This is a genomic window from Alteromonas sp. ABM1_013 (assembly GCF_056160505.1).
Map to the genome: position 1 here is coordinate 268,674 of NZ_JBSWXH010000002.1, position 13,708 is coordinate 282,381.

At 44.5% G+C, this 13,708-nt stretch carries 7 protein-coding genes; 4 read left to right on the forward strand and 3 right to left on the reverse strand.

Annotated elements, in window-relative coordinates:
* Positions 1 to 2: 2 nt before the first annotated feature.
* On the reverse strand, positions 3 to 4,469 hold the full coding sequence (gene gltB / locus ACXAGK_RS05860) for a glutamate synthase large subunit (protein ID WP_474854817.1): 4,467 nt from the start codon (positions 4,467 to 4,469) through the stop codon (positions 3 to 5).
* A 647-nt stretch (positions 4,470 to 5,116) separates the two neighbouring features.
* Between gltB and ACXAGK_RS05865 the strand changes: the two genes are divergently transcribed.
* The 4 genes from ACXAGK_RS05865 (at position 5,117) to ACXAGK_RS05880 (ending at position 10,922) form a co-directional block, all read left to right on the forward strand.
* Entirely contained in the window at positions 5,117 to 6,052 is a 936-nt protein-coding gene (locus ACXAGK_RS05865; protein WP_474854819.1) for an N-acetylmuramoyl-L-alanine amidase, read from the forward strand.
* 98 nt (positions 6,053 to 6,150) lie between these two features.
* Positions 6,151 to 8,505, forward strand: coding sequence for an aerobic respiration two-component sensor histidine kinase ArcB (arcB, locus tag ACXAGK_RS05870; protein ID WP_474805257.1), 2,355 nt, complete (start codon positions 6,151 to 6,153; stop codon positions 8,503 to 8,505).
* Between the two features lie 171 nt (positions 8,506 to 8,676).
* On the forward strand, positions 8,677 to 9,231 hold the full coding sequence (locus ACXAGK_RS05875; protein ID WP_474855585.1) for a PH domain-containing protein: 555 nt from the start codon (positions 8,677 to 8,679) through the stop codon (positions 9,229 to 9,231).
* Positions 9,231 to 10,922 carry a PH domain-containing protein gene (locus ACXAGK_RS05880; RefSeq protein ID WP_474854821.1) on the forward strand — a complete coding sequence of 564 codons (1,692 nt, stop codon included), beginning with the start codon at positions 9,231 to 9,233 and terminating at the stop codon, positions 10,920 to 10,922. Before ACXAGK_RS05875 ends, ACXAGK_RS05880 begins: the two co-directional genes overlap by 1 nt.
* Before the next feature lie 83 nt (positions 10,923 to 11,005).
* Here the strand turns inward: ACXAGK_RS05880 and ACXAGK_RS05885 are convergent, their stop codons facing one another.
* Both ACXAGK_RS05885 and ACXAGK_RS05890 read right to left on the reverse strand, forming a co-directional pair.
* On the reverse strand, positions 11,006 to 12,214 hold the full coding sequence (locus ACXAGK_RS05885; protein WP_474854823.1) for an AGE family epimerase/isomerase: 1,209 nt from the start codon (positions 12,212 to 12,214) through the stop codon (positions 11,006 to 11,008).
* A gap of 11 nt (positions 12,215 to 12,225) precedes the next feature.
* Positions 12,226 to 13,527, reverse strand: a complete 1,302-nt coding sequence (locus tag ACXAGK_RS05890; RefSeq protein WP_474854825.1) for an MGH1-like glycoside hydrolase domain-containing protein — start codon at positions 13,525 to 13,527, stop codon at positions 12,226 to 12,228.
* Positions 13,528 to 13,708: the final 181 nt, after the last annotated feature.

Genomic DNA, 13,708 nt, shown 5'->3' on the forward strand with positions numbered 1-13,708 from the left:
TCCTACTGAGCCTGAATGCGTAATTCAGCACTTGAACGACTAATGTGACCAAGCAAGTTTTTCACATCACTGGTTTTTGGCTTAATAAGCTTAAAGCGTTTCAGCGTTGCGGCGAAATCAGTAAGCAGTGACAACGAGTGCTCGCTTCCTGTTTCTTCGTAATGCTGATTAATTAAGCCTCGTAAGTGCTCAGCAAGAATCGCTTTGTCTTCAATAGGCATAACATCAACAAGCTCGGCGTTTACACGGTTATCAAGGTCGTCGCCATCATCCATAAGATAAGCAAAACCACCTGTCATACCTGCGCCGAAGTTCACGCCAACCGGACCAAGTACGGCAATAATACCGCCTGTCATGTATTCACAGCCGTTGTCGCCAATGCCTTCCACTACTGCAATAGCACCTGAGTTACGTACCCCAAAACGCTCACCAGCGCGGCCAGCAGCAAGCAATTTACCGCCTGTTGCGCCGTAAAGGCATGTGTTACCCATGATGGCGCTGTCGTGGGCGTCATACGAGATATCGCGCGGCGGGTGGATAACAAGCTTACCGCCAGTCATCCCTTTACCTACGTAATCGTTGGCATCGCCTTCAAGGTGCATATGTAGGCCGCCAGCGTTCCATACGCCAAAGCTCTGGCCCGCTGTACCGGTAAGTTCAACCTTTATAGGTGTATCTTCAAAGTCGTGATTACCGTGATGTTTAGCAATTTCACCTGATAGCAGAGCGCCTACAGAGCGGTCTGTATTGCGTACTGGGTATTTGAGGGTAATTGACTCACCATCTACCACAGCTTGCTGAGCATCTTTAAGCATCTGAGCATTTAACTCGCCTTTATCGATAGGCGCGTTAGTGGTTTGCGAACAAAATAGGCGAGTGTGGTCGCCCGCTTTAGGCTGCGCAAGTAGTGGCGACAGGTCCAAGCGATTTTGTTTAGCAGTAATGCCGTCTAGCACTTTAAGTAGCTCTGTGCGGCCAACTAAGTCGTCGAACTTAGCCACACCCATAGACGCCATGATCTCACGTACTTCCTGAGCGATAAATTTAAAGTAGTTCATCACCATGTCAGGTAAGCCGATAAAGTGATCGTCACGCAGCTTTTGATCCTGCGTTGCTACACCGGTCGCACAGTTGTTTAAGTGGCAAATTCGTAAGTATTTACAACCAAGCGCTACCATTGGGCCCGTACCGAAACCAAAGCTTTCCGCACCTAAAATACCTGCCTTAACTACGTCAAGACCGGTTTTCAAACCACCGTCGGTTTGAACGCGTACTTTATGACGCAAGCCGTTTTCAATTAGGGCTTGTTGCGTTTCAGACAAGCCCAATTCGAACGGACTACCTGCATACTTAACAGACGTTAATGGGCTTGCCCCTGTACCGCCGTCGTAGCCTGACACGGTAATAAGGTCGGCATAAGCTTTTGCTACACCTGTTGCAATGGTGCCTACACCCGGCTCAGATACCAGCTTAACCGATATAAGAGCCGTTGGATTAACCTGTTTCAAATCGAAAATTAGCTGAGCCAAATCTTCAATTGAATAGATATCGTGGTGCGGTGGTGGTGAAATAAGGGTTACACCTGGCACAGAGAAACGAAGCTGTGCGATGTACTTATTTACTTTATCACCAGGAAGCTGACCACCTTCACCTGGTTTAGCACCTTGCGCTACTTTTATCTGAATAACGTTAGCGTTTACCAAATAGTGAGGTGTTACACCGAAGCGACCTGACGCAACCTGCTTAATTTTGGAGTTCTTTTCAGTACCAAAACGAGAAGGGTGTTCGCCGCCTTCACCTGAGTTAGACTGACCGCCTAAGCGGTTCATGGCAATCGCTAGCGCTTCGTGCGCTTCAGGGCTTAGTGCACCAATTGACATGGCTGCGGTATCAAAGCGCGGGAATAAGTTCTCCGCTGCTTCTACTTCGCTAACATCAATAGGGTCGCAATCAGGGTTAATAGCTAGCAAGTCGCGAATGTGCGCTGGCGCACGGTCGTTAACAAGCTTGGCATATTGCTGATAGTCATCGTAGTTACCTGACACCACCGCCTTTTGAAGCGTACTCACTACGTCTGGGTTATAGGCGTGATATTCGCCACCGTGAACGTATTTAAGCAAGCCGCCGTGATCGACAGACTTACGCTTAAGCCATGCAATACGGTTAAGGTTCACAAGGTCTTGATGGAAATCATCAAAGCCCGCACCTTGAATGCGTGAAGTCACACCTTTAAAGCAAAGGTTCATTACTTCATTGTTTACGCCCACCGCTTCAAATAGCTTAGAGCTACGGTAGCTAGCAACGGTGCTAATACCCATCTTAGACATAATCTTATACAAGCCTTTGTTGATACCCTTACGGTAGTTCAACGTGGCCTGCATAGGAGAAATATCCAGCTCACCTTTTTCGCAAAGCTGCTCAATGGTTTCGTATGCTAGGAATGGGTAAACCGCAGTAGCACCTAAACCAATCAACACGGCAAAGTGATGCGGGTCGCGGGCACTTGCTGTTTCAACAACAACGTTCGCGTCACAGCGCAATGACTTTTCAACAAGACGGCGCTGTACCGCACCTACCGCCATTGCTGCTGGAATAACCAAACGGTTTTGCTTAATGTTTCTGTCAGACAGAATAACAAACGCAGCTCGCTTGTTCTTAACCAGCATTTCTACTTCGTTACACACGCGCTCGATGGCTTTCTTTAAACCTTCTTGCGGTGCGTATTGAAGCTCTACAACCTCTGAATAGTAGTTGTCAGGGTTAAATTCACGCAGCTGCTTAAGATCGGTATACATTAATACAGGCGAGTCGAACAACACGCGGTCAGCGTACCCTGAGGTTTCGCTAAAGACGTTTTGCTCGCGGCCAATACAGGTTGCTAACGACATAACGTGGTTTTCACGTAGCGGGTCGATAGGCGGGTTAGTAACCTGTGCAAATTGCTGACGGAAGTAATCGTAAACAGTACGCTGGCGCGATGACATAACCGCCATTGGGGTGTCGTCACCCATTGAACCAACGGCTTCTTGACCGTCTTTTGCAAGCACTTTAACCACTTGCTGAATTTCTTCGTAGCTGTAGGCGTGTAGCTTGTGATATACCGCCATGGCATCATCGTCAAACACGCGTTTGCCAATTAGAGAGGCATCAAGCTGCTCGATAGGGGTCAAGCGACGAATGTGTTTTTCTAGCCACTCTTTATATGGATGACGCGCTTTTAAGTCGTCATCAATTTCTGTAGAACGCCAGATTTTGCCTGTGTAAGTATCTACAGCAAGCATTTCACCAGGACCTACACGGCCTTTCTCGATAACGTCAGCTTGCTCGTAGTCCCAAATACCCACTTCTGAAGCAAGAGTAATAAATCCGTTTTTGGTGATAACGTAACGTGCTGGGCGCAGGCCATTTCTATCTAGATTACAGGCAACATGACGGCCATTCGTTAATACGATGCCGGCAGGGCCATCCCATGGTTCCATGTGCATCGAGTTAAACTCGTAGAATGCACGAAGGTCATCATCCATGGTTTTGTTATTTTGATATGCAGGTGGAACAAGCAAGCGCATGGCGCGGAATAAATCCATACCACCGGCGAGGAATAGTTCCAGCATGTTATCCAGTGACGATGAGTCTGAACCTTCAGTATTTACAAAAGGTGCGGCATCTTTAAGGTCGGGGATAAGCGGCGTTGAAAACTTAGCAGCACGAGCCATCGCCCAATCGCGGTTACCTTTAATAGTGTTAATTTCACCATTATGCGCAAGGAAACGGAAAGGTTGGGCTAGCGGCCAGCGTGGTAGTGTATTCGTTGAAAAGCGTTGGTGGAAAACGCAGATCGCGCTTTGCATACGCTCATCGGCAAGATCGTGATAAAAGGCGGGTAAATCTTTTGGCATTACCAAGCCTTTATAGATAGTTACCAAGCCTGATAAACAAGCTACGTAAAAATCGGGATCTTTTTCAAGACGTTTTTCAGCGCGGCGACGGATCATATACAAACGACGCTCTAGGTCGCGTTTTCTCCAGCCCGCAGGAGCGTTCACAAAAACCTGTTCGATCTGTGGAACGCCGGTCAGCGCTAATTCACCCAGTACTGAGCGGTCGACAGGCACTTCGCGCCATCCCACTACTGAAAGTGTTTCTTTTTCAAGTTCTTCATTAAGTACTTCACGCGCAGTTTGCGCAAGTACCGGGTCCTGACTCAAGAAAATCATGCCCACGCCGTATTTTTTGCTGAGTTTCCAGCCATTTTCTTCGGCGATTGCATGGAAGAACGCATCCGGTTTCTGTAGTAATAAACCACAGCCGTCACCGGTTTTCCCGTCGGCGGCGATACCGCCACGATGCTGCATACGGTCAAGACCGTGTATAGCAGTAGTTACCAATTCGTGACTGGCTTCCCCATGAGTGTGAGCAATTAAGCCAAACCCACAGTTGTCCCGGGAATCATTGGGATTATATAAACTCATCTCTTAACTCCTTCAACCTTTTGACTGGGCAAGGTATGCGTTGCGTGTAGATGCGCCTAGGTTTGCGTATCACAACATTATTAGACGTCTTTTAAACCTGCGAGCGGTATTGCTCGCGGCATGCGCCTTTCTTGTCGTTATTTATTATTAGAGGATTCCAGTCTTTTCCGCATGTTTATGCATTATTGCTGTGCGGGCCGTACAAAATACCCACATTGAAAAATAAAATCAAACGCTAAAAATTCGAGGTTTATAGAGAATTGGTATAAATATAAATAAATGTATTTAAATCATAGGTTTGCAGTTGAACTTTCAGGTTTGTAACAAAAATGTTATCAGCGGATAAAAATGATAAATTTTAGTTGTGTAAATGGTATTGGTTCTCATTCGCTTTTTTAAAGTGAATAATTATGCTCTCATGTTGTCGTTTTATGTTGTCAAATGCCTTTTGTTTGTATTTTTATTAAATCGTAAAGTTACGGTTCCACTCATATAAGTAGTTTGCTATATTGGTTAAAAATTATTCGTATGTAAGGTTGTGTCTCACTTGATAGGACATTCGTGTAATTTCCACGAACGCATTAGCGTTAGTTAGAGAATAAAAATTCACTGAAAGCTCATGCTACCAAGTCAGTGAGGACTATCGAATGACTGCATTACAGACAAGCCCCAACAGCACCTTTATTATTAACGACCATATAATAACAGGCAAAGACGTAAGTTTTACGCCTTCTCCCAATACCTCAGGGCTTTTTGAGCAGGGCTTTCCTGACACTATCGTCATACACTTCACCGCAGGCAGTAGCCTAGCGTCGTCAGTTAATGTATTAACCAGGCCAGGTAGTGGCGTGTCTGCTCACTTTGCCGTGGGACGCAGTGGCAATATAGTACAAATGCTGCCAACCAATAAGATTGCATGGCATGCAGGGGAAAGCCATTTCGAAGGGCGTAGCGGATTAAACCAATATTCAATAGGTATTGAACTAGATAATGCAGGCCAACTTAAAGAAAGAAGTGACGGCACTTATGAGAGTTGGTTCGGTAAAGTGTTTGAAAAAAACGAAGTATTCGAAGCTAAAAAGAAAAACCAGCATGCCACTGGCTATTGGCATAAGTATTCTGATATTCAAATTTCGCGAACCCTTACCTTGTGTAAAGCACTGTGTGAGCACTACCAAATTTCTACCATTGTAGGGCATGAAGAGATTGCGCCCTCGCGTAAAGTAGATCCCGGCCCCGCCTTTCCCTTACAAAAATTTAAAGAACTCGCATTACATCCCGACAGTAACGTTTGGGAAACTGATTCAAATAACACCAATTCACAGCGAGAAGCCCACGACCAATTCCGACGTGACATAACTAGCCCCATAAAGAAAATTGCGAATGTGAGTGCAAATGCGCTTAATGTTAGAAAAGGGCCTGGCACTTCATTTCCCATTATTGATAATGGTTTAAATAAAGGAGAAATATTAAAAGTACTAGAGAGGCAGGGCGATTGGGCGAAAGTATCTTTTACTAAAGTCGGATGGGTAAACACCTCGTTTATTCACGAAGTTACGGAAAAGTCGCCGTTTAAATCGTGATCGTGAAGTGGTGTCATCGCTTTGTTACAACAAACCGCATTCCCGAAGTGATTAAAGCCTGATAGGATACAGGCAAAATAAGATTAGATTAGACGTACATGCATTCAGATTCACCAAACGATTCTTGGGCAATCCGCTTTGCTCAATTTGTTCAGCGTTTTGGCACTCTAAAGCTCAGCATTTTGTTTGTTGTTCTTTCGCTGGTGTTCACGCTAGGCGGTTCTTACGTGATACGCGTGAGTATGGGAAGCCAAGTTCAACCTGACGATTTCATAAGTGCAGTCATTCTCACGATGCTATCTGCGCCTTGGGTACTCTACTTTTTCAGTGAACTAATAAAACAGCTAGAGAATTCGCGTACCAACTTAAAAGAAGTTGTTAGCCAATTAGAAAGCTTACGTGAAGAAGACGTATTTCTTAACCGAGAACTACAGAGCAATATTCGTCAGCTTAATCATGAAATTGAACAGCGTAAACAGGCGCAGGAAGAGCGAGAAGCTCTGTTCAAAGATTTAGAAAGAGAAATTCAAGACAAATCTGAGCAAGAGGCTCAAGCGCGACGTTTGTCCACACTATTGCGCTCTATCATTGATGCGTCGCCTGACTTAATTTACTACCGCAATGAGGAGGGCAGGTTTGCAGGCTGTAACCGCATTGCCGAGTTAATGACGGGCAAAACTGAGCAAGAGTTGCTTGGGTTGACGCCAAAAGATGTATACGAAGAAGAGCTAGCCCGCCAAATTGTAGCAAGCGACCATGAAGTATTAGAAACCAACGCAAGTATCACAGAAGAGTTGTGGCTTCGCTTCGCTGACGGCCGTCGTCGCTACTTTGAAATGAAGCGCGTACCTTTCTTCGACAAAGAAGGTAATCGTTTAGGTTTATTGTCTTTCGGTCGAGATATGACGGAACGTAAACAAGCCGAAAACGCTGCGGCGAAAGCAAGCACCGATAAGACGCGCTTTATAGCGACCATCAGTCATGAACTTCGTACCCCATTGAACGGTATTGTAGGCCTAAGCCGCATGCTGCGTGATACCGAGCTAAGCGATGAGCAATTTAGCTGGGTAAGTACTATTTACGCTAGTGCTATTACATTAGGTAATATCTTCAACGATATTATTGATCTCGACAAATTAGACAGAGATAAACTAGAGCTAAGCCTTAAAACGATTTCGCTAAAAGATTTCACAGAAGAATTAAGCAGTATTATTCGACTGCTAGCGGCAGATAAACAGCTTGAACTAAAAACGACGATTAATGAGCCGTTACCCCGTTTAGTGGAAATTGACGGTACCCGTCTTCGCCAAATTTTGTGGAATATATTGTTTAACGCAGTGAAGTTCACACAAAAGGGGCACGTGAGTTTATCAGTATCATCAACGAAACCTGATGGTGATAAGGCATACGTTACCTTCATTATTGAAGATACCGGCGTGGGTATTCCTGAAAGCGAAATCGATAAGATTTTTGCTATGTACTACCAAGTCGATCACCCCGATCATCAGTCAGCCACAGGCACGGGTATCGGTCTGGCTATTTGTAAGCAAATGGTCGATTTAATGAAAGGTGAAATTCACGTTTCTAGTAGCGTGGGTAAAGGCACCCGTTTTGAGATTGTACTGCCAGTGCAAATCTCTAACAGCCCAATGAAGGTCGCACAGCTTCAAGTGACGGGGCTTAATATCTTGTTGGTAGAAGATATTGAGTTGAACGTGATGGTTGCCAAAGCCTTGCTTGAGAAGCTTGGGCAAAAGGTTGATGTTGCAATGACGGGCCAAGAAGCTATTGATAAGGTAAGGGAGAACCAATACGACCTTATCCTGCTCGACATTCAGCTGCCTGATATGACTGGGTTCGATGTGGCGAGCACTATTATTGAAGAAGACTTGGTCATGCAGACGCCTATTGTGGCGCTGACGGCTAACGTCATTAAAAAGCGTGATGAATATTTAGAAAACGGTATGGACGATGTGATTGCAAAGCCAATCAAGAAGTCTCGGGTTATTGAGGTGTTCAACGAGCTGTTCCATGCACCTCCAGCTCCGCTAGAAGTAGACGGCGAAGTAGAGCGCCCTGAACCAACTAAAACATTAAGTAACATTTTAGATATGGACTTATTACAGATGTTAGTTGATACCATAGGGGATGAGATGGTTCGCGCTAGCGTTAAAGTATTCCAAGAAAAAATGCCTGAATACATGGAAATACTGCAGCTTAGCTTAAGCGCCGATGAAAAGTCCGAAGTGTGCTCACAGGCTCACAAAATTAAAGGTGCAGCTGGCTCTGTAGGCTTGGCTCGCGTACAACGTATCGCTAATCAAATCCAACAAGGTGATCACCCAACGTGGTGGGAGAACGTGCACGATTGGGTAGAAGAGCTTCAAATGGCGGTTCAACACGACATGAAGGCGCTGCACGATTGGTTAAACGAACAACAGGTTGACGACTAGTCAGCGCAACGCGCTCTTTGATTTGTAATGTTAAAAAGAGGGCTTGCCCTCTTTTTTGTTATAAAAATAGCGGTAGAGTAGACGTTAAGAATAGCGTTGTTACTTAGCTAGACGGCTCTCAAAAAGGCGGAGGGCTTTTATATCTATTCAGTGGTAAAAGGAATTAATGTGATGACAATAAGCGCACAACAAGAAACCGTATTTTCAAACGATCAGTTAAGCGTTGACGAGATTCCCTCACTTCAAACGCTCGCGTTACTGCCTATTTCTAAAAAGTACCGAGCGCTAAATATTTTCTCAATTGGATTGATAGCTTTAGTACTAATAGGTATTGCCACCGCACTAAGATTTCAAAGCTTTTGGTCACTACCAGAAGGGTTACTACACGCTTATCCATATGTTATCGCAGGTATCGTCGCTTTAGGCTCCGTATGGGCGCTGTACCATTTCTTTGCTGATGTCCGCATATTCTATGCGATTCGAGAGCAAGATATTAGTAAACAGTCAGGGCTAATTTTCAGAAAACTCTCGTGCCAACCTATATTGCGTGTTCAGCACGTTGAAGTTAATCGCGGGCCGTTCGATAGATGGGCGGGCCTTGCTTCTCTTCAAGTTTTTTCGGCTGGCGGTGAAATGCATACCTTTGAAATACCCGGGCTAAGTATTGAAAGGGCAGAGCAGCTACGAGAGTTTATACTTGCTCACAAAGATATTGGTGCTCGCTAATGTCGGTATCAGAAACGTCCTCAAACGAAGCGTCAGAACATAATCTGTCACAAGAGATAAAACCTGATGCTGCTGTGCAAGCACCGACATTAAAGGTAGAAACGGGTGATGAGTGGCAGCGCCTTTCTCTTATTTCTATTCTGTACTTTACCATTCGTAATTTTTCCGCCTCGGCACAAGTACTTATCTACACCATTCCCGCGTTAGCCATATCGTTTAATATTTGGGATAACTTGCTGTCTCCTGAAGTGCTAATTGGTGCCGGGATCCTGTTTTTATCTACTAGTAGTAGCGGCGTAATAAGCTTTCTTATGTACAAGTTTCGCGTGCACAACCAACATGTCGAAATTCATCATGGCGTGTTTCAACGCCGCTATACCAACTTGCCTTTGTGGCGTATTCAAAACGTTAAAATAGAACGCCCTTTCTATTATCGCCCGTTTGGGTATGCGTTAGTGGTGCTCGATACCGCAGGAAGCGGTAAAGAAGAAGCAAAAATAGTGGCGGTGCCTCAAGACTATGCTGAAGCACTGAAGAAGCAGGTGCTGTATGAAAAAGCGCATCATGACGTGGGCGATATAGATGAGCTAGCTGGTGAAAACCTTTCTGATAGTGAATTGGCTGACGGAAGTTCGATTTCACGTACACAAAGCATGAGTGATAAAGCTGCAAGTAACGCCCATACAAGTGAAGAAGTATTAAATCGTCGGTCTGTCAAAGACATTATTATTCACGGCATCACTAACAATCGAGTTTGGATCATACTGGGTGCAGCAGCGCCTTTTTATGACGATGTGTTTGGGGTTGTGTCAGAGTGGTTGGCTGATAAGGGCTTACAGCTTAATCAGTTGGTAGGTGAACAAACAGTCGCTTGGTGGCAGTTTGGACTGTATGCCTTCGTCATACTAATGATGCTAATGGCGTTAGTTGCGCTACTTAGCGTAGGTGGCGCTCTTTTCACGTTTTACGGTTATACGCTTTCACGATCGGGAGACAGATATATCCGTCGTAGTGGCTTACTGAATAAGCTGGAAGTCAGTATGCGTGCATCGCGTATTCAAATGATTACAGCGAAGCAAGACTGGCTGGATAAAATACTAAAGCGGGTGAATTTGTATTTTGAGCAGAACTCTACGGCTGGGCAGCAAATGCAAGAATTGATGTCGCCAAATAAACTCATTGTGCCATCGGTCACTGAAAATGAAGCCTTTGAACTTAGCCAAGAGGTTATGCCTGGTTGCGATTTACGTGGTCAGCCTTATCAGGTTATCAGCAAACGCTTTATAAGCTTTTGGTTGCTTGCAGCATGGGCGTTGCCAGTTTTTGGTTTTTTCACACTGGGAGCCGTCACTTCCCATTTAGACATTATGATTGGCGCAGTTACTATTTTTATCTCTGTTGCGCTTTTGCTGACACTTAGATGGTGGCGATGGGGAATAGCTTACGATAACAAATATGTGTATATAAGACGAGGTCGTATAGGTGTCGACTATCAATGTTTTGAGCCCTATAAAGCACAGCAAGTAATTGTGAAACAGAGCGTTTTCATGAAACGAAAAAAGCTTGCCACGATAAAATTTGTGCTGGCCTCAGGCGCGGTGACGGTACCGTTTTTACCAGAGGAATACGTCGATAAACTAGCAGATAGTGTTTTGTTTGAAGTGGAGTCTACCAGAAGGTCTTGGATGTAAATGGGTTTATGTTGTTAAAGTTTAAATTGAAATAAGAAGTGCCGCATCAAAGTTAAGCGGCACTTCTAATAGCTCTGTTTCGGTTAGTTTTGGTAAAAGCTTAATGCATCCATTACGTCGTAGCAGGCGCCCATAGTATGGTAATCCGTTTTACCTACGGGGCTTTTGGTTGCTTCAAGCTTATCGTTATTCACCGATAAAATCCTAAACCAAGCGCCGAATTGGTGATCAACCATGTGTGTCCAAGAATAATCCCAAATTCGGTTGTACCACTGCCAGTACTTTTCGTTATCCGTTTCTAGCGCTAATCGAGCGGCACAAGCAAATGATTCAGCTTGTACCCAAAAGTATTTTTCACCATCACAAATACTATTGTCCGGAGCAAACCCGTAGTATAAACCACCGTTTTTGTCGTCCCAGCTTATTTCAATAACGGAATCAAACAACGAACACGCTCGTTCAACTAGCCAGTTTTGCGGATCATATTGATGAATTTGTAGTAATAGCTTTGCCCACTCAGTATGATGGCCAGGTTGAAAACCCCAAGGACGAAATAGGTTTTTAGGATCATTTTTGTTGTAATCCCAATCTACTTCCCACGTCTTAGTATAGTGCTCCCAAATTCGTCCATCAGCTTTATTCGCCTGTCGAATAGTGATGTTTTTAGCGAGCTCTAAAGCGCGTGCAAGAAACGGTTTATGACGGGTTGCCTCGTAAGCCGCAATTAGCGCCTCGCAGCTATGCATGTTTGCATTTTGCCCGCGGTAGTCACTGCATTGTGAAAAGTCAGCATTAAATTCGTCTTTGTATAATCCGAATTCGCTATCCCAGAAGTGCGTTTCCATGAGAGAAAATGTATCGTGAATATACTGCTCCGCCTCTTTTACCCCAGCGCGAAGTGCCCAGCTATAGGCTAAGATTACAAATGCAAGACCGTAACAATGGTTGGTAGCATCAGTAACCGTGCTTTCCGTTTCATCTACAGAGAGCGTCCAGGCATATCCCTTTGTGTCTTGTTGCAAATGATGGTCGCGTAAAAACTGAATGCCAGATTCGACGCGTTTCTTATGTTCGCTATCGCCATAGGCTAAATAAGCTCTCGCATAATTAAATACAAATCGGGTTGAGCTCACCAAATGGCGAGTTTGTTTGTCATAAACACTGCCATCATCCATAAAGTTTTGGTGAAAACCACCCGATGGGGCGTCAACATTTGGCTCATAAAATGCCAGTATGCTTTTTATGTGTAAATTTAAAAATTCTTTGGACGAAAAATTGGGTTGAGAAAGCATGATATAACTCCTTAACCTTTTTTCACTGTGTTAGGTAAAAGCCAGTACAGCGCCATAGCCGCAGTCCAAGAAAAATCAGCTCCGCCACTGCGCGCGCCAGTTTCTGCATGGAACGATTCGTTAAACCCACTTGTATAAATACAAGCACGACTACCTTCTGTGATCCGCTGCGCCTGTTGCGAGAAACCATAGTCTTCTAAGCCTAACACTATCATCCAATTTATATGAATCCAGATAGGCCCGCGCCAGTAGCGTTGAGGCTCGTAGTTAGGGTCTTCGGGGTGAGTCGATGAAATAGCGTATTCGCTATGCTTAAGCCACTTATCTAACTCATCAATTAGCAAGTCAGTTTGATGCTCGCCAACAAGACCTGCGAAAAACGGTAGTAGTCCGGCAGATGTACGTGCTTTACACATTGAATTGCTTCGGGTGTCAAAACTATGAAACATGTTAGTTTCGGCGCACCAAAGCTTGTTAATTGCACCTTCAGTTAGGTTGAGTCGTTTTTCAAGGTAAGCCGTTTGTTCGTTATTCACACCTATCTTTTCACATATAGAGAGCAAGTCTTTTGTGGCGCGGTGCAGGATAGAGATGATGCTGACATCATTCACGCGATAAGGGCAATCTTGATAAATCAACGTATCGTCAAAATTCATCTTGCGGAAAAAGTCGACAAGGTATAAAAAGCGATCATATTCTTTTTTGTGTGGACGCTCAGAGGCATCGATATGACTTGTGTCGCGACGCGTATATTCCCAGTCAACACAGGGCACTGCCTCTAAAGCAGCATCCCACGCAGGGCTGTTGTCCATTCCTGATTCCCAGGGGTGATAGCTTACTACTAAACCAGTATTTTCCGGATCTCGTTGTTTGTACCACCACAAGTGGTAATCAATAAGCTGTGGAACCACCGCCTTAATTTGGTCTTCTGCTAGTTCACGGTCTTTAGTTTCTTCAAAAAGTAATTTGATTACGGTAGCTAGGACAGGGGGTTGCGTTATAGATGTACTATCAGGCGTGTTTTTTACACCCCAAATGTCCGGGCCAGGAAAATAGGTATCAGAGTGTTTATGAAAAACAACATGAGGCACCATCCCTGATTTCCATTGTGCACTGAGTAATGACGTTGTTTCTTCCCAAGCTCTAGGCTCGTCAAAAGGAAGCCAGCCTAACGCTACTATAGCCGAGTCCCAATTCCACTGAAAAGGATACAACCCGTGCGTAGGCACCGTATAGCCTCCAAGGTCGTTCTTAATTAGCGTTGCTTTTGCTTCTTCAATGAGTTGCTCATCACGTTTATCTATATTTGTCATTGCTTAATACCCAGTATGAGTTTTTGATTTAGCAATTATTACACAAAAATTTAAAAATAAAACCCATTTTGGGTTGAAAGTGATAATTTTGTGTTTTATTGTAAATGGGAGGTTAATCGAAAGGTGCCATGTTCGGCAGTGTGTTAAGCCCTACTACAGCACTCAATACAATTACAAACGG